The following is an 18034-nucleotide window of genomic DNA, read 5'->3' as shown; positions in this document are numbered from 1 at the left end:
GCGCATGACTGCACGACGACCGGGCGCCCCGCGATCCACGGGACGCCCGGTCGCCGCGTCCGGGGGCCGGCGCGGCGATCGCGCCCGCGCCTCCGGCGATCGGCGACCGGGCAGCGCCTCCTCGCGCCCCGCCTCCGCCTCCCGCCCGCGCAGCGTGCCCCGCGGCACGGATCCGGCCGACGAGCCCGACGGCCCGGTCATCACGATCACGCGTCGGGCGCTCATCCTCATCGCGGTGATCGTCGTGGCACTCGCCACTCTCGTGCCGACGCTCAACACCTTCATCGCCCAGCGCCAGGAGCTCGCCTCCCTCCAGGACCAGGTCTCCGACCAGCGGGACGAGGTCGCCGATCTCCAGACGCAGGTCGACCGCTGGGACGACCCGAACTACGTGGCCGCCCAGGCCCGCGAGCGCCTGCTCTACGCGATGCCGGGGGAGACGCAGTACCGGCTCATGGACTCCTCGGGGAACGACGTCCCGCTCACGGAGGCCCAGCAGAAGCAGGCGGAGGCCTCCTCCGGCGACTGGTACACGACCCTGTGGAGCAGCGTCGAGGGCGCGAGCCGCGCCGACCCCGGCACCACGTCGGTCTCGCCCGCCGACGGCAGGGCCGACGACCCGCAGGCCCCCGGCACGGGCAAGAACAACGGATCCGGCGCCTCCGACGCGGGCGGCGACGCCGACTCACCCAGCGACCAGGACGACGAGTGACCACGCTTCCCCAGCCCCTTCCCACCCCGTTCCCCGGCGCGCTCCCGCCGCTGCCGCACGAGACCCCCGCGAGCGACGACGACCTCGCCCGGATGCGGGACCAGGTGGGCCGCGAGATGCGCGGCGTCCACTCGGTCGCGCGCCGCTGCGCCTGCGGGCGCCCCGCCGTGGTGCGCACCCTGCCCCGGCTCCCCGGCGGCACGCCGTTCCCGACCTCGTTCTATCTCACCCTGCCCAGCATGGTGCAGGCCGCCTCGCACCTCGAGGCCGCGGGGCGCCTCACCGAGCTCACCGCGCAGCTCGGCGAGGATCCCGAGCTCGCCGCGGGCTATCGCCGTGCCCACGAGCGCTACCTCGAGCGCCGCGCCGAGCTCGGGAGCGTCGAGGAGATCGAGGGCATCAGCGCGGGCGGCATGCCCGGCCGCGTGAAGTGCCTGCACGCGATCATCGGCCACGGACTGGCCGAGGGGCCCGGGATCAACCCCGTGGCCGATCTCGTCCTCGCCGAGATCGCGCCCGACACCGAGATCTCCGTCTGCCGCTGCGAGAGCTTCGAGCAGGCCGCCGAGGAGGAGGACGAGCGATGAGCGCCGCCGAGAGCTCCGCGCCCCCCGTCGCCGCGATCGACTGCGGCACGAACTCCATCCGCCTGCTGATCGCCCGCGGCTCGGCCGACGGCGGTCTCGTGGACGTCGAGCGCAGGATGGAGGTCGTGCGCCTGGGCTACGGCGTGGACCGCACCGGGCGGTTCGACCCCGCCGCGATCGAGCGCACCCTCGCGGCGACGCGCGAGTACGCCGCGGCGATCTCCGCGCACGGCGCCGAGCGGATCCGCTTCGTCGCCACCTCCGCGACGCGCGACGCCGCCAACCGCGAGGAGTTCATCGACGGCGTCCGGGAGATCCTCGGGGTCGATCCCGAGGTCGTCCCCGGGGATGTCGAGGCCGAGCTGTCCTTCCGCGGAGCCGTGAGCACCCTCGACGGACTCGTCCCGGGGCAGCGCCTGGTCGTGGACATCGGCGGCGGCTCCACCGAGCTCGTCGCCGGCGTCGAGGCGCCCGAGCACCGGATCAGCCTGGACATGGGCTCCGTCCGTCTCACCGAGCGCCACCTGCGCTCCGACCCGCCGAGCACCGCGGAGATCGAAGCCGCGAGCGCGGACATCGACTCCCTGCTCGACCGCGCCGAGGAGACCGTGCCGCTGGCACCCACCCGCACCCTCGTCGGCGTCGCCGGGACGGTCACCACGCTGACCGCTCTCGCCCAGGGCCTCGAGGTCTACACGCCCGATGCCACCCACGGCGCGCGCCTGGAGATCGCCCGCGTGCGCGAGGTCTGCCTCGAGGTGCTCGCCATGAGCACGGACGAGCGCCGCCGCCGCCCGATCATCCATCCCGGGCGGATCGACGTGATCGGCGCCGGCGCGCTGATCTGGGAGCGCGTGCTCGCGCGGGTGCAGAACGCCTCCGGGATCGTCGAGGTGCGCTCCTCCGAGCACGACATCCTCGATGGCATCGCGCTGTCCCTGTTGTGATCTGAACCACCGCGCGGGAAGCGGCGACCTGCACGAACGTGCGGGCAGTGGCGCAGAAACGACCCCGCAGCGGCGATGTCTTGCCGAGCGGAGGTTTTTTCCTCGCACAGCCGCTTGGCCCTATCCTGTCGGTATGAACACCATCACCGGCGGAAAGCCCCATGTCCTCATCCTCGGCGGCGGGTCCGTCGGGCTCACCACGGCCAGCGAGCTGCGCAAGTCGCTCGGCTCCGACATCGCGATCACGGTCGTGGACTCGCGCCCGTACCTGACCTTCGCTCCCTTCCTCCCCGAGGTGGGCTCCGGCTCGATCGACCCGCGCAACGCGCTGGCCCCGCTGCGCAAGGCGCTCTCGGGCACCAAGGTCGTCACCGGTGCCGTCACCGGCGTGAAGAGCTCCGAGAAGGTCGTCTCGGTCGAGACCGAGGACGGCGACGACCTCGAGATCTCCTACGACTACCTCGTGCTGGGCCTGGGCTCCGTGCCGCGTCTGCTGCCGATCCCCGGCCTCGCCGAGAACGCGATCGGCTTCAAGTGGGTCGAGGAGGCCGTGGCCGTGCGCGACCGCATCCTCGCGAACCTCGCGGAGGCCGCGTCGACCAAGGATCCCCGCACCCGCAAGCGCCTGCTGACCTTCACCTTCATCGGCGGCGGCTTCGCCGGCGGCGAGGCCGTGGCGGAGGCCGAGGACATGGTCCGCGACGCCCTGCGCTACTACCCCGACCTGCACTCCTCGGACGTGCGCTTCGTGCTCATCGACGCCGCGCCCTTCATCTTCCCCGAGGTCAGCGAGGAGCAGCGCGCCTACGCGCTCAACCAGCTGCGCGAGCGCGGCGTCGAGGTCAAGCTCGAGACGTTCGTGAACTCCTGCGAGAACAACGTCATCAAGACCAGCGACGACGACGAGTTCGAGACCGACCTGATCGTCTGGAACGCGGGCGTGAAGCCGAACCCGCTGCTGAGCGAGGCCGAGGCCTTCGACATCCCCGTGCTCTCCGAGCGCGGCCCGAAGATGGGCAAGCTCGAGTGCCTCCCCGACCTGCGCGTCAAGGGCGCCGACGGCGCCATGGACGACGTGTTCGCCGGCGGCGACTGCGCGGCCGTCCCGGACCTGGCCTCCGGCGAGGACAAGATCTGCCCGCCCAACGCCCAGCACGCCGTGCGCCAGGGCAAGCGGATCGCGGACAACGTCACGCGCTCCGTGCAGGGACGCCCGCTCGTGGACTACTACCACAAGAACATGGGAACCATGGCGACCCTCGGCATGTACAAGGGCATGGGCTACGTGCTGCTCGGCGACAAGCGCATCGAGCTCAAGGGCCTCCCGGCCTGGGCCGCAGCGCGCGCCTACCACCTGTACACGATGCCGACGATCGGCCGGAAGGCCGCCGTCGTCGCCGACTGGGTGAGCACCGCGATCTCGCGCCGCGACATCATCGGCATCCCGCAGTCGACCAACCCCCGCGGCGCCTTCGAGCTCGCGGCCGGTCCGAAGAAGAAGTGACGCGCTGACCGCCACGCGCATGAGGCGCTGACGCGCCAGGACGCCGACGGGCCCCGGGGAACCTTTCCCCGGGGCCCGTCGGCGTTCTGCTGTCCGGACTCTCGGCCCCGATGATCGGTCGCGCACAGCAGGCCCGCCGAGCGCGCTCCAGGTCGTCCCCCGTGCCTTATGATGTGACCGTACGTGATCGGCGGACGTTCGAACCGGTCATGCTCGATCATCGCTGAGTCGTCCGTCGGGTGCTGCCCGAGCCGGACGGCGGACTGCAGGAGGACCCGTGGAGATCATCATCGCGAAGGACGCCGAGCAGGCGGCCGCCGTCGTCGCCGACCGTTTCGAGGAGGTCCTGCACGCGCGCGGCGAGGACGGCGCCGTGCTCGGTCTGGCGACCGGCTCGAGCCCGGTCCTCACCTATCGCGAGCTGATCTCGCGCCACCGCGAGCAGGGACTGAGCTTCGCCCACGCCCGCGCCTTCCTGCTCGACGAGTACATCGGCCTCAGCGCCGACCACGAGCAGAGCTACCACCGCTTCATCCGTGACACCTTCACCGGCCACGTGGACATCCCCGATGAGCTCGTGCTCTCGCCCGACGGCGAGGCGCCCGACCCGCGTGCGGAGGCCGTGCGCTACGACGCCTCGATCGGCGAGGCCGGCGGCGTGGACATCCAGATCCTCGGCATCGGCGCCAACGGTCACATCGGCTTCAACGAGCCCACCAGCTCCTTCGGCTCCCGCACCCGCGTGAAGACCCTCACCGAGCAGACCGTGCGCGACAACGCGCGCTTCTTCTCGAGCTCCGACGAGGTCCCGATCCACGTCCTCACCCAGGGCCTCGAGACCATCCGCGAGGCGCGCCGGATCGTGCTCATAGCGACCGGCGAGGGGAAGGCCCGGGCCGTGCGGGACATGGTCGAGGGGCCCGTGAGCGCGGCCTGCCCGGCGAGCATCCTGCAGATGCACCCCGCGGTCACGGTCGTCGTGGACGAGTCCGCGGCGCGTGATCTCACGCACGCCGACTACTACCGCTTCATCCAGTCGCAGAAGGACCGACTGGACAGCTGAGCAGTGCGTGCGCTCGGCTCTTGTCCGCCGAGCGCACACGCCCCCGGGCGTCCGCAGCGCCGATCCGGCCCGCGGGGAGCGTCCGCCGCACCGGCCCAGGGGGCGTCCCGCGCGCGTGCGCCGATAGCATCTGGACATGCACACGACGCCCCCCGGCACGACCGCGCCCGCCCCCACCGGCGCCCCCTCAGGCATCGACCGCTTCTTCGGGATCAGCGCCCGCGGCTCGAGCGTCGGCCGCGAGGTGCGCGGCGGCATCGTCACCTTCTTCGCGATGTGCTACATCGTGGTGCTGAACCCGCTGATCATCGGCACGGTCCCCGACTCCACCGGGCACTACCTGGGCGGCGGCACCGAGCCGAACCTGCCCGCGGTCGCCGCGGGCACCGCGCTCGTGGCCGGACTGCTCACGATCCTCATGGGCGCCTGGGCGAAGTTCCCCCTGGCCCTCGCCGCGGGCCTCGGCCTGAACGCCGTGATCGCCTACTCGGTCGCGCCGCTGCCGGGCATGACATGGGCGGGCGCGATGGGCCTCGTGGTCATCGAGGGCATCGTCGTGCTGATCCTGGTGCTCACCGGGTTCCGCCGGGCCGTCTTCAACGCGGTGCCCCCGTTCATGAAGACCGCGATCGGCGTGGGCCTGGGCCTGTTCATCGCCTTCGTGGGCCTGTTCAACGCCCGCTTCATCACCCCCGCCGACGGCACCCCGGTCCAGCTGGGGGCGGACGGCTCCCTGGCGGGCTGGCCGATCCTCGTCTTCATCGTGGGCCTGGTCCTCATGTTCGCGCTGTACGTGCGCAGGATCCCCGGCGCCATCCTCATCGCGATCGTCGCCGCGACCGTGCTCGCGATCGTCATCGAGAAGCTCGTCGGCGTGGGCGCGTACTCCGACGGGTCCGACGGCGGCGCCGCGAACCCGCACGGGTGGAGCCTGAACGTGCCGAGCCTCGGCGGCTCGCCCCTGCAGATGCCCGACTTCTCGACCCTGTTCACCGTCGACCCCATCGGGGGCATCACCGCGGCCGGCGCCGTGGGCGCGACCACGATCGTGTTCTCGCTGCTGCTGGCCGACTTCTTCGACACCATGGGCACCATGGTCGCGGTCGCCGCCGAGGGCGACATGCTCGACGAGGACGGCGACATCCCCCATTCCCAGCGGATCCTGGTGGTCGACTCCCTCGCGGCGATCGCCGGCGGCGTCGGCGGCGTCTCCTCCGCCACGAGCTACGCCGAGTCGGCGTCGGGCGTCGCCGAAGGCGCCCGCACGGGCCTGGCGGCGGTCGTCGCGGGCCTGGCGTTCCTGCTCAGCACCCTGCTCTCACCGCTCGTCGCGATGGTGCCCTACGAGGCGGCCACCCCGGCGCTGGTGATGGTCGGCTTCCTCATGATGACCCAGGTGACCTCGATCGACTTCACCGACGTCGAGAAGGCGATCCCCGCCTTCCTCACCATCATGCTCATGCCCTTCACGTACTCGATCACGGTGGGCATGGGCGCGGGCTTCCTCATGTACGTCGTGATCCGGATCGTGCGCGGCAAGGCCCGCGAGGTCCACTGGCTCATGTACGTGGTGGCCGTGCTGTTCGTGCTCTACTTCCTGCGCGGCCCCCTCGAGAGCCTGCTGACGTGAGCGACCCGGCTCGCGAGGCGCACGTCGACGACATCGTCGCGGACCTCCACCGCGTGCTGCTGGTGTCCTCGCGGCGCCTGCGCTCGCGCGCCGCCTCCGACGAGGTCTCCGTGGCCCAGTTCTCCGTCCTCGCCTACCTCCACCGGGAGGGCGAGGCGACGCCGGGGCGCGTCGCCGACTTCGAGCGCGTGAGCCCGCCCGTGATGACCCGCATCATCGCGCGGCTCGAGGAGGCGGGCTGGGTCGCCCGGCGCCCCCACCCGGGCGACCGGAGACAGGTCCTGCTCGCCCTCACCGAGGCGGGCGCGACGATCGTCGAGGAGGGCCGACGGGCCCGCAGCGCCTGGCTGCGCGAGAGGGTCGACGGCCTCGACGACACCCAGCTCGGGCAGCTGGAGACGGCCGCCCGCATGCTGCGCGACGTCCTCCTGGACGCTCCGCGCGAGGGCGTCCGCGAGTAGCCGCGCCGGAGCGGTGCGAAGGAAGGGCCCGGGCCGACGGCTCGAGGGCCATCCGGCCCGGGCCCTTCGCCCGGGTGGTCCGATCCGTCTCCGCGACCGGTCCTCTGCTCAGCCCTCCCGCAGGGCGTCCAGGACGTGGTCGAGGACCGCGATCAGGGCGCGCACGTCGGACTCCGGCACCGCGGGGAACGTCGCGACCCGCAGCTGATTGCGGCCGAGCTTCCGGTACGGCTCGATGTCCACGATCCCGCGCGAGCGCAGCAGCGAGGCGATGCCCGCGGCGTCGACGTCGTCGGCCAGGTCGAGCGTCGTCACGACCTGCGAGCGCAGCGACGGCTCCTTGACGAAGGGGGAGACCTCTTCACGTGTCGCGGCCCAGTCCTGCAGCAGGCCGCTCGTGGCACGGGTGCGGGCGTCGGCCCAGGCGAGGCCCCCCTGGGCGAGGATCCACTCGATCTGCTCCGCGAGCAGCACGAGCGTGGCGATCGCCGGGGTGTTCAGCGTCTGGTTCTTGCGGGAGTTGCTGATCGCGGCCGTGAGCGAGAGGAACTCGGGGATCCAGCGGTCGCCGTCGGCGAGCCGCTCGGCGCGCTCGATCGCGGCGGGGGAGAGGGCCGCGATCCAGAGCCCGCCGTCGGAGGCGAAGGACTTCTGCGGGGCGAAGTAGTACGCGTCGGTCTGCGCGATGTCCACGGCCACCCCGCCCGCGGCGCTCGTCGCGTCGACGAGGACGAGCTGGCCCTCGTCGGCTCCCTCCGGCCGACGCACCGGGAGCATGACTCCGGTCGAGGTCTCGTTCTGCGGCCAGGCGTAGGCGTCCACCGCGGCATCCGCCCGGGGAGCGATGCCGGTCCCGGGCTCAGCGCGCAGCACCGAGGGATCCGCGAGATGGGGCGCGCCGTCGGTCTCCGCCGCGAACTTCGAGGAGAACTCGCCGAGGACGAGGTGCTGCGCGCGCTCGCGGATCAGACCGAAGGCGGCCGCATCCCAGAACGCGGTCGAGCCGCCGTTGCCCAGGACGATCTCGTACCCCTCGGGGAGGGAGAAGAGCTCCGCGAGGCCCTCGCGGACCCGGCGCACGAGGTCCTTGACGGGCGCCTGTCGGTGGGAGGTCCCCATGACGCTCGAGCCGACGGCCGAGAGAGCGGCCATCTGCTCGGGACGGATCCGCGAGGGACCGGAGCCGAACCGACCGTCCGTCGGGAGCAGCTCTTCGGGGATGGTGATGCGGTCGAGCGCGGGCACTGGGCCTCCTGCGAGGTGAGGATGGTGGACAGGGCGCGGCGGCCGCGGCGCCGGAGAGCGCCGCGTCGGCGCCGACCATGCCATTGTCCGATGAGGCTCCCTCTCCGTGCGACACGGCTCCGCTGTGTGGACGGTCCCGTAGGGGACGGACGAGGGCCCGAGTTCTGGCAGTATCGGAGGCATGAACCGCGCGGACCTCGACAAGAACCCCTACGACGTCGCCGGGATGTTCGACGGCATCGCGCGCAGGTACGACCTGATGAACGACCTCGCCGCCCTGGGCCAGGTGCGCTCGTGGCGACGTGCCATGGTGGACTCGCTCGACATCTCCCCGGGCCAGCAGGTCCTGGACCTCGCCGCCGGCACGGGCACATCGACGGCCGCGCTGGTCGACGCCGGCGCCGACGCCGTGGCCGCGGACTTCTCTCTGGGCATGATGGAGGAGGGCCGCCGGCGCCAGCCGCACATCCCGTTCGTCGCCGCCGATGCACAGGCGCTGCCGTTCGCCGATGACTCCTTCGACGCAGCCGTCATCTCCTTCGGTCTGCGCAACGTGCAGCGGCCCCGGACCGCGATCGGCGAGATGGCGCGCGTGGTCCGGCCCGGCGGGCGGGTCGTCATCTGCGAGTTCTCGACGCCCACCTCCACCGTGTTCCGCACGGTCTACAGCAGGTACCTGCTGCGCGCGATCCCCGCGGTCGCCCATCGGGTGACGCAGAGCCCCGAGGCGTACGACTACCTCTCGGAGTCGATCCTCGACTGGCCGGACCAGGAGGAGCTGCGCACCTGGATGCTCGAGGAGGGCCTGAAGCAGGTCCAGTTCCGCAACCTCACCGGCGGCATCGTCGCCCTGCATCGCGGCGTGGTGCCGTCCGTCTGAGTCTCGGCCCCAGGGCCCGTGCCCACGCCCAGGACCCGTGCCCACGCCCCGGGTCCGGCCTCGCAGGTCTGCGGCAACCCTCCACAGGCACGGCGCGAGGGCTCCGAGCACGCGAGAGAGGAGACTCCGGCGCCGACGAGCGGGGCCCACGCGGCCGCACGTGGTGCAGAACACGCTCTGACCAGGGGCTGTGGAGTTGACGTGGGGGCTCGGGGTGCGTAAGTTATTACCTCGTGCCCGGCCGACAGGTTCGGGGGATCGGAAATGTTGTTTCTGGTTTCTCGGATGGGATCGGGTGCTCCGGTTAATCTAATAGTCAGTTTCGGCGGTAGCCCAGATCACAGGGTGCCGAGTTGACATGGGGAACCGGTTGCTCCTAAGCTTTAGGGGTTGCCTCGGAGAGAAGGCCCGGAAGGGTGCGGATCGCTGAGTGCGCGTGTTGTTTGAGATCTCAATAGCGTGTCTGTTTGTTGATGCCAAATTTTTTGTTTTGGCATGACGGATGATGTAGCAGATTTATATGAATGTGCTAGTCGTTTGTTTTGTCGGGATTATAGTTTTTCATTTTTTGATGGAGAGTTTGATCCTGGCTCAGGACGAACGCTGGCGGCGTGCTTAACACATGCAAGTCGAACGATGATGGCCGTGCTTGCACGGCTGGATTAGTGGCGAACGGGTGAGTAACACGTGAGTAACCTGCCCTCCACTTCGGGATAACCTCGGGAAATCGGGGCTAATACCGGATATGAGCACCTACTGCATGGTGGGTGTTGGAAAGTTTTTCGGTGGGGGATGGACTCGCGGCCTATCAGCTTGTTGGTGAGGTAGTGGCTCACCAAGGCGTTGACGGGTAGCCGGCCTGAGAGGGCGACCGGCCACACTGGGACTGAGACACGGCCCAGACTCCTACGGGAGGCAGCAGTGGGGAATATTGCACAATGGGCGAAAGCCTGATGCAGCGACGCCGCGTGAGGGATGACGGCCTTCGGGTTGTAAACCTCTTTCAGCAGGGAAGAAGCGAGAGTGACGGTACCTGCAGAAGAAGCGCCGGCTAACTACGTGCCAGCAGCCGCGGTAATACGTAGGGCGCAAGCGTTGTCCGGAATTATTGGGCGTAAAGAGCTTGTAGGTGGCTTGTCGCGTCTGCCGTGAAAACCCGAGGCTCAACCTCGGGCGTGCGGTGGGTACGGGCAGGCTAGAGTGTGGTAGGGGAGACTGGAACTCCTGGTGTAGCGGTGAAATGCGCAGATATCAGGAAGAACACCGATGGCGAAGGCAGGTCTCTGGGCCATTACTGACACTGAGAAGCGAAAGCATGGGGAGCGAACAGGATTAGATACCCTGGTAGTCCATGCCGTAAACGTTGGGCACTAGGTGTGGGGGACATTCCACGTTTTCCGCGCCGTAGCTAACGCATTAAGTGCCCCGCCTGGGGAGTACGGCCGCAAGGCTAAAACTCAAAGGAATTGACGGGGGCCCGCACAAGCGGCGGAGCATGCGGATTAATTCGATGCAACGCGAAGAACCTTACCAAGGCTTGACATGCACCGGACAGCTGCAGAGATGTGGCCTTCTTTGGACTGGTGCACAGGTGGTGCATGGTTGTCGTCAGCTCGTGTCGTGAGATGTTGGGTTAAGTCCCGCAACGAGCGCAACCCTCGTTCCATGTTGCCAGCACGTGATGGTGGGGACTCATGGGAGACTGCCGGGGTCAACTCGGAGGAAGGTGGGGACGACGTCAAATCATCATGCCCCTTATGTCTTGGGCTTCACGCATGCTACAATGGCCGGTACAATGGGTTGCGATACTGTGAGGTGGAGCGAATCCCAAAAAGCCGGTCTCAGTTCGGATTGGGGTCTGCAACTCGACCCCATGAAGTCGGAGTCGCTAGTAATCGCAGATCAGCAACGCTGCGGTGAATACGTTCCCGGGCCTTGTACACACCGCCCGTCAAGTCACGAAAGTCGGTAACACCCGAAGCCGGTGGCCCATCCCTTGTGGGGGGAGCCGTCGAAGGTGGGATCGGTGATTGGGACTAAGTCGTAACAAGGTAGCCGTACCGGAAGGTGCGGCTGGATCACCTCCTTTCTAAGGAGCATCACCAGTATTGGTGGCCATCTGCCTGCCCGTTCGTGGTGGGGGTGGTTGCTCATGGGTGGAACATCAACGGATGGGCGCTTCGCTCGCTGGCCGCGGGATTGTCGTAGTACTCCTCCTTGGGGGGATGGAACGGATGGTCTGGCTGGTGGGTTCGAGGTGGAGGCACGCTATTGGGTTTTGAGGCTGCACGCAGCCCTGCCCCCTTTCGGGGGTTGGGGTGTGTGGCTGGTCCTCCCCGTCATGATCTGCCGTGTGGTGGGTTGTGGTGGTGTGGGGTTGTTTTTTGAGAACTGCATAGTGGACGCGAGCATCTTGTAAGCAATTTTTAGTGTCTTTGTGATATTTTTTTGTGTTGCCTAAGTCTTCAAGGGCGCACGGTGAATGCCTGGGCACGAGGAGCCGATGAAGGACGTAGGAGTCTGCGATAAGCCTCGGGGAGGTGACAACCGACCTGTGATCCGGGGATGTCCGAATGGGGAAACCCACCAGGGGTCATGCTCTGGTACCCGCCACTGAATGTATAGGTGGTGTGGAGGGAACGTGGGGAAGTGAAACATCTCAGTACCCACAGGAAGAGAAAACAATAGTGATTCCGTGAGTAGTGGCGAGCGAAAGCGGAGGTGGCTAAACCGGATCTGTGCGATACCCGGCAGGGGTTGCAGGTTCGGGGTTGTTGGGACGTGTCTGATTCTTCTGCCGGAGGGTCGACGTTTGGCATGCTGCTAGTCGAAGCCGTGGTGAGTGCGGTGGCGTAGAGGGTGTGACTCCCGTAGACGAAAGTGGTGTGTGGCGTGACGCTGTTCCCGAGTAGCACCGGGCCCGTGAAATCCGGTGTGAATCTGCCAGGACCACCTGGTAAGCCTGAATACTACCTCGTGACCGATAGCGGACAAGTACCGTGAGGGAAAGGTGAAAAGTACCCCGGGAGGGGAGTGAAATAGTACCTGAAACCGTGTGCTTACAATCCGTCGGAGCCTTACGGGGTGACGGCGTGCCTTTTGAAGAATGAGCCTGCGAGTTAGTGGTCGGTGGCGAGGTTAACCCGTGTGGGGTAGCCGTAGCGAAAGCGAGTCTGAACGGGGCGTTCAGTCGCCGGCTCTAGACCCGAAGCGAAGTGATCTATCCATGGGCAGTGTGAAGCGCGGGTAAGACCGCGTGGAGGCGCGAACCCACTTCAGTTGAAAATGGAGGGGATGACCTGTGGATAGGGGTGAAAGGCCAATCAAACTTCGTGATAGCTGGTTCTCCCCGAAATGCATTTAGGTGCAGCGTTGCGTGTTTCGTGCCGGAGGTAGAGCACTGGATAGGCGATGGGCCCCACCGGGTTACTGACCTTAACCAAACTCCGAATGCCGGTACGTGAGAGCGCAGCAGTGAGACGGTGGGGGATAAGCTTCATCGTCGAGAGGGAAACAGCCCAGAACATCAGCTAAGGCCCCTAAGCGTGTGCTAAGTGGAAAAGGATGTGGAGTTGCTGAGACAACCAGGAGGTTGGCTTAGAAGCAGCCACCCTTGAAAGAGTGCGTAATAGCTCACTGGTCAAGTGATTCTGCGCCGACAATGTAGCGGGGCTCAAGTACACCGCCGAAGCTGTGTCACTCCGGATTTGGTCCGGGGTGGGTAGGGGAGCGTCGTGCAGGCAGTGAAGCTGCGGGGTAACCCAGTGGTGGAGACTGCACGAGTGAGAATGCAGGCATGAGTAGCGAAAGACGGGTGAGAAACCCGTCCGCCGATTGATCAAGGGTTCCAGGGCCAGGTTAATCCGCCCTGGGTTAGTCGGGACCTAAGGCGAGGCCGACAGGCGTAGTCGATGGACATCGGGTTGATATTCCCGAACCGATCGTAGGAGGACCCATACCGAGGCGTGTGATGCTAACCACCCGAGTCTCCTCCATGTCCTTCGGGATGTGGGTGGGGGTGAGGCTGGGAACCAAGCATGTAGTAGGTCAGCGCATGGGATGACGCAGTGAGGTAGCTTCCGCGGACTTAATGGAATAGTCCGTCTAAGCGTGCAGCCCGCGCACCGGTAATGCGGTGCCGTATGGGGTGAGACGTGATGGGGATCCCGTATGGGCGTAGGTGAGTGATCCTGTACTGCCGAGAAAAGTTCCGGCGTGACGAATACGGTCGCCCGTACCCGAAACCGACTCAGGTGATCAGGTAGAGAATACCGAGGCGTTCGAGAGAATCGTGGTTAAGGAACTCGGCAAAATGCCCCCGTAACTTCGGGAGAAGGGGGGCCTGAGCAGTGAGAGCTGTGAGGGCCGCAGAGACCAGGGAGAAGCGACTGTTTACTAAAAACACAGGTCCGTGCGAAGTCGTAAGACGCTGTATACGGACTGACGCCTGCCCGGTGCTGGAAGGTTAAGAGGACTGGTTAGCGCCCTTGTGGTGCGAAGCTGAGAATTTAAGCCCCAGTAAACGGCGGTGGTAACTATAACCATCCTAAGGTAGCGAAATTCCTTGTCGGGTAAGTTCCGACCTGCACGAATGGCGTAACGACTTCTCCACTGTCTCAACCGCGAACTCGGCGAAATTGCATTACGAGTAAAGATGCTCGTTACGCGCAGCAGGACGGAAAGACCCCGGGACCTTTACTATAGTTTGGTATTGGTGTTCGGGACGGCTTGTGTAGGATAGGTGGGAGACTGGGAAGCATGGACGCTAGTTCGTGTGGAGTCGTTGTTGAAATACCACTCTGGTCGTTCTGGATTCCTAACCTCGGTCCGTGATCCGGATCAGGGACAGTGCCTGATGGGTAGTTTAACTGGGGCGGTTGCCTCCTAAAGAGTAACGGAGGCGCTCAAAGGTTCCCTCATCCTGGTTGGCAATCAGGTGTTGAGTGTAAGTGCACAAGGGAGCTTGACTGCGAGACAGACATGTCGGGCAGGTGCGAAAGCAGGAACTAGTGATCCGGCACCTCATTGTGGAATGGGTGTCGCTCAACGGATAAAAGGTACCCCGGGGATAACAGGCTGATCTTGCCCAAGAGCTCATATCGACGGCATGGTTTGGCACCTCGATGTCGGCTCGTCGCATCCTGGGGCTGGAGTTGGTCCCAAGGGTTAGGCTGTTCGCCTATTAAAGCGGTACGCGAGCTGGGTTTAGAACGTCGTGAGACAGTTCGGTCCCTATCCGCTGCGCGCGTTGGATATTTGAGAAGACCTGTCCCTAGTACGAGAGGACCGGGATGGACTGACCTCTGGTGTGCCAGTTGTTCTGCCAAGGGCATGGCTGGTTGGCTACGTCGGGAAGGGATAACCGCTGAAAGCATCTAAGCGGGAAGCCTGCTTCAAGATGAGATATCCGTGCACCCTTGTGGTGTGGGAGGCCCCCAGGAGATGACTGGGTTGATAGGCCAGATGTGGAAGCACAGTAATGTGTGGAGCTGACTGGTACTAATGGCCGATGACTTATCAACACAAATTTTGAGAATTGTGTGCTGTGCTCGCGTCTACTGTGTGGTTCTCGGGAAACAACCCCCGGGCCCCTTCTTTGTGTGGGGGTGTGGTGGGTTGGTGTTGTCTCGTGGTGTTACGGCGGTCATAGCGTTGGGGAAACGCCCGGTTCCATTCCGAACCCGGTAGCTAAGCCCTTCTGCGCCGATGGTACTGCACTCGGGAGGGTGTGGGAGAGTAGGACGCCGCCGGACGTTCTTTTGTGGAGAGGGTTGTGGCTCGTTGCCAGCTGCTCCTCGGACTCGATTGATCGGGTTCGGGTGGAGCGCGGTGACGAGCCACAACCCTTTTCTGCGTCCGTACGTACTTTTCTCGCCGCTGCGGTGTCTGCACTGAGGCGGCCAGGGAGTGCGTGCACGCACAGTCACAGTTCGGCGATGAGCATGCAGCGCTGCGTGGACCGCGCGACTCCACTCGACGGTGTTCCGACGGTGCTTGGGTCGGGAGGTGCTCGTGGTTCACGGCTCTGCACACCGCGCGGTGGGCCGGCGTTGCGGATGGCCCGTGAGCGCGTGAGGCGACGTGCGCCACGCCGCGGACTCCCCGCCCCGTGGAGTCAGTCACCGCGACCGGGAGAACCCTCGGTGCTGGTGCCGCCGTCACCTAACCTGTGAGCCCTAGGCAGTACTCATAGAGACTTTCGAGGGTGGAGAACGTGGCGGACGAGAGCACAGGGAGCCGATCGGGCGGCTCGCACGAGGACCGTGGACACTCCGGTCGCGCCCAGCATCAAGGTCGTCCGGCCCGCGGAGCCGACCGTCCCCGCCAAGGCGGCCAGGGCGACGCGCAGCGTTCGCAGCGCCCGAACGATCGCTCCGGTCAGCGCCGGCAGGAGGACCGTCGGGGCCCTGGTCGGGATTCCGATCGTCGCGGTGGATACCGCGGTCAGGGCGGTAGCCGGCAGGGTGGTTCCTCCCGGAGTGGCGATGATCGGCGCGGACCTCGAGGTGACGGCGACCAGCAGCCGTTCCGACGTGAGGGGGCAGGTTCAGGACAGCGCAGGGACGGCGATCGCCGGAGCTATGCCCGTGACGACGACCGGCGGGGCCCTCGCCGGGATGGCCCCTCGCGCGACTCACGTCGAGACGACGACAGGCGCGGCCCCCGTCGGGATGACGACCGCCGGAGCCCTCGCCGCGATGACGACAAGCGCAGCTTCCGGCGCGACGACAGCCGCCGCGATGGTCGCCCTGACGGCGACCGTCGCGTGCGTCGCGATGACGATCGGCGGGGCCCCCGCAGGGACGACGACCGACGAGGCCCCCGCAGGTACGACGACCGACGGGGCCCTCGCCACGATCGCGACCAGCGCGGCGGCGGGCGGTTCGGCGGCCCGAGGGACTCCTCCTCGCAGAGGCCGGGCGAGGCGCGTCGCAGCTCCCGGCCGCCGGAGCCCGCTCTGGACGAGGCCATCACGGGTCGCGAGCTCGACCGGGACATCTCCGACGAGCTCCGCTCTCTGCGCAAGGAGACCGCGGAGCGCACGAGCCGCCACCTCGTCGCCGCCATCGCGGCGCTCGACGAGGACGACCTGCCTCTCGCGCTGGCTCACGCCCAGTTCGCCGCGAGCATCGGCGGACGCGTCGGCATCACCCGGGAGATCTACGGCATCGCCGCCTACCGCAGCGAGGAGTTCCGCACCGCAGCCCGGGAGTTCCGCACCGCGATGCGCATCTCCGGCCGCGTGGACCTGCTGCCGATGCTCGCCGACTGCGAGCGCGGCATCGGCCGTCCGGAGCGCGCGCTGGAGATCGCCGCCTCGGACGACGCCTCGACTCTCGACGTCTCCGGGACGATCGAGCTGATGATCGTCGTGGCCGGCGCCTACGCCGACACCGGCGACATCGAGACCGCCCTCGGGACGCTCGACATCCCCGCTCTGCGCAGCAAGGTCGACGGTCGCTGGCAGGTACGGCTGTGGGTCGCCTACGCCGACCTTCTCGAGCGCGCCGGACGGGGCGATGAGGCGCACCGCTGGCTCACGCTGGCCGCCGATGCCGACACCGACCACGAGACGGACGCCGCCGAGCGCCTGGGCCGCCCCGTGCCGGAGCCCGAGGTCGAGGATCTGCCCTGGGACGACTCCGAGGAGCTCAGCGTCCTCGACGCCTTCGACGACTCCGAGGACGTCGAGGAATCCGACGACTCCGAGGAGCAGGAGGACGGCGCCTCCGAGAGCGACGCGACCGGTGAGGACGATCCGTCCGAGGCGGACGCCGCCACGTCGTCGGAGACCGATCCCGACACCGATCGGACCCGGGATCCCGTGGATGGTGCCGAGGATGACGGCGGGCAGGAGCGCGAGCACGAGCGCGCCGAGCTCGAGGACGAGGAGCACGAGCGCAACGAGCCCGAGGAGGACGCGCAGGATGAGGCGGGGGAGTCCCGCGACGAGGCTGCGGTGACCGCACAGGCGGATCCTCAGCAGGGGCCGCGGGCATGAGCGCGCGCGGACACGACCTCAGCATGCTCGGGCGGTACGACGCCCTCCTCCTCGACCTCGACGGCACCCTCATGCACGGCACGCGTCCCATCCCGCACGCCGCGGCGGCCGTGCGCACCGCGCGGGATCGGGGTCTGAAGATCGGCTTCGTCACCAACAACGCCTCTCGCACCCCCGAGCAGGCCGTGGCGCACCTCGCCACGGTCGATGTCGAGGCGGCGCCCGAGGAGATCGCCTCCTCCCCGCAGATCGCGGTGCAGCTCCTCGCGGAGCACGCGCCGGCCGGCTCCACGATCCTCGTGCTCGGCGCCGACGGCCTGATGGAGGCCGTCGCCTCCGCAGGGTTCACCCCCGTGCGCGAGGACGGCGACGAGGTCGCGGCCGTCGTCCAGGGGTTCTCCCCGGACCTCGGCTGGGCGCAGCTCGCCGAGGGCGGCTACGCACTGCGCCGGGGCATCCCCTGGATCGCGACCAACACCGATGCGACCCTGCCCACCGAACGGGGCATCGCGCCGGGCAACGGCGCGCTCGTGCAGGCGCTCGTGCACGCCACCGGTCGCACGCCGCTGGTGGCGGGCAAGCCCGAGCCGGCCATGTTCTCCCTCGCCGCGAAGGCGCTGGGAGCCCGCCGCCCCCTCGCCGTCGGCGATCGCCTCGACACCGACATCGAGGGCGGCAACCGCGCCGGCATCGACACCCTTCTCGTCCTCACGGGCGTCGACAGCATCGAGACCGCGCTGCGCGCCGAGCCGGTCCGTCGGCCGACGTGGATCCTGCCCGACCTCTCCTCGCTCACCGACCCCGCGCCCGAGGCCGTCGTCGACGGCGCGACGGCGCGCTGCGGAGCCGCCTCCGCCGGACTCGAGGACGAGGACCTCGTCCTCTCCGGACGCACGGGGACCCCGCAGGCCCTCACCGCGGCCCTCGGGCTGCTCGCGGCGCGTCTGCCCGAGAGCGCCCTGTCCGGCGCGGTGCGCACCCAGGACTCGTGACCGCGGGCGGC

11 protein-coding genes and 3 rRNA genes are annotated in these 18034 nt (G+C 67.5%); 13 read left to right on the top strand and 1 reads right to left on the bottom strand.

The window, feature by feature from the left end; all coding sequences use genetic code 11:
- Positions 1 to 4 precede the first annotated feature (4 nt).
- From M4486_RS06965 to M4486_RS06935, 7 genes are all read left to right on the top strand, one after another.
- Complete coding sequence (locus tag M4486_RS06965) at positions 5 to 712, top strand: FtsB family cell division protein (RefSeq protein ID WP_249480402.1); 708 nt, start codon at positions 5 to 7, stop codon at positions 710 to 712.
- The gene (locus M4486_RS06960; RefSeq protein ID WP_429798327.1) at positions 709 to 1299 is read left to right on the top strand and encodes a DUF501 domain-containing protein; all 591 of its coding nucleotides are present in this window, start codon (positions 709 to 711) and stop codon (positions 1297 to 1299) included. Before M4486_RS06965 ends, M4486_RS06960 begins: the two co-directional genes overlap by 4 nt.
- On the top strand, positions 1296 to 2246 hold the full coding sequence (locus tag M4486_RS06955; protein WP_249480401.1) for a Ppx/GppA phosphatase family protein: 951 nt from the start codon (positions 1296 to 1298) through the stop codon (positions 2244 to 2246). The genes M4486_RS06960 and M4486_RS06955 overlap by 4 nt, the downstream gene beginning before the upstream one ends.
- Before the next feature lie 133 nt (positions 2247 to 2379).
- A complete protein-coding gene (locus tag M4486_RS06950; protein ID WP_152353233.1) occupies positions 2380 to 3750 on the top strand; it encodes an NAD(P)/FAD-dependent oxidoreductase in 1371 nt (456 codons plus the stop codon).
- A gap of 277 nt (positions 3751 to 4027) precedes the next feature.
- Positions 4028 to 4813: a glucosamine-6-phosphate deaminase gene (nagB, locus tag M4486_RS06945; protein WP_249480400.1), complete on the top strand. Its 786-nt coding sequence runs from the start codon at positions 4028 to 4030 to the stop codon at positions 4811 to 4813.
- Positions 4814 to 4949: 136 nt separating this feature from the next.
- Entirely contained in the window at positions 4950 to 6443 is a 1494-nt protein-coding gene (locus tag M4486_RS06940; RefSeq protein ID WP_249480399.1) for an NCS2 family permease, read from the top strand.
- Positions 6440 to 6904, top strand: coding sequence for a MarR family winged helix-turn-helix transcriptional regulator (locus M4486_RS06935; RefSeq protein ID WP_249480398.1), 465 nt, complete (start codon positions 6440 to 6442; stop codon positions 6902 to 6904). The genes M4486_RS06940 and M4486_RS06935 overlap by 4 nt, the downstream gene beginning before the upstream one ends.
- A 108-nt stretch (positions 6905 to 7012) precedes the next feature.
- Here M4486_RS06935 and serC read toward each other — a convergent pair whose 3' ends face one another.
- The gene (gene serC, locus M4486_RS06930; RefSeq protein ID WP_249480397.1) at positions 7013 to 8149 is read right to left on the bottom strand and encodes a phosphoserine transaminase; all 1137 of its coding nucleotides are present in this window, start codon (positions 8147 to 8149) and stop codon (positions 7013 to 7015) included.
- 181 nt (positions 8150 to 8330) lie between these two features.
- Here serC and M4486_RS06925 point away from each other — a divergent pair, with 181 nt between their 5' ends.
- From M4486_RS06925 to M4486_RS06900, 6 genes are all read left to right on the top strand, one after another.
- Positions 8331 to 9029 carry a demethylmenaquinone methyltransferase gene (locus M4486_RS06925; protein WP_249480396.1) on the top strand — a complete coding sequence of 233 codons (699 nt, stop codon included), beginning with the start codon at positions 8331 to 8333 and terminating at the stop codon, positions 9027 to 9029.
- A 568-nt stretch (positions 9030 to 9597) separates the two neighbouring features.
- Positions 9598 to 11118: ribosomal RNA gene (locus tag M4486_RS06920) — 16S ribosomal RNA — on the top strand.
- A 365-nt stretch (positions 11119 to 11483) separates the two neighbouring features.
- A 23S ribosomal RNA gene (locus M4486_RS06915) occupies positions 11484 to 14551 on the top strand.
- Positions 14552 to 14665: 114 nt separating this feature from the next.
- Positions 14666 to 14782: ribosomal RNA gene (rrf, locus tag M4486_RS06910) — 5S ribosomal RNA — on the top strand.
- Together the 16S, 23S and 5S rRNA genes form the textbook arrangement of a ribosomal RNA operon.
- Before the next feature lie 1013 nt (positions 14783 to 15795).
- On the top strand, positions 15796 to 17031 hold the full coding sequence (locus M4486_RS06905) for a hypothetical protein (protein WP_249480395.1): 1236 nt from the start codon (positions 15796 to 15798) through the stop codon (positions 17029 to 17031).
- The gene (locus tag M4486_RS06900; RefSeq protein WP_249480394.1) at positions 17028 to 18023 is read left to right on the top strand and encodes an HAD-IIA family hydrolase; all 996 of its coding nucleotides are present in this window, start codon (positions 17028 to 17030) and stop codon (positions 18021 to 18023) included. The genes M4486_RS06905 and M4486_RS06900 overlap by 4 nt, the downstream gene beginning before the upstream one ends.
- The last annotated feature ends 11 nt before the right edge of the window (positions 18024 to 18034 follow it).

This window comes from Brachybacterium kimchii (assembly GCF_023373525.1).
Lineage (GTDB): Bacteria > Actinomycetota > Actinomycetes > Actinomycetales > Dermabacteraceae > Brachybacterium > Brachybacterium kimchii.
This window is presented reverse-complemented; position numbering and strand designations above follow the sequence as displayed.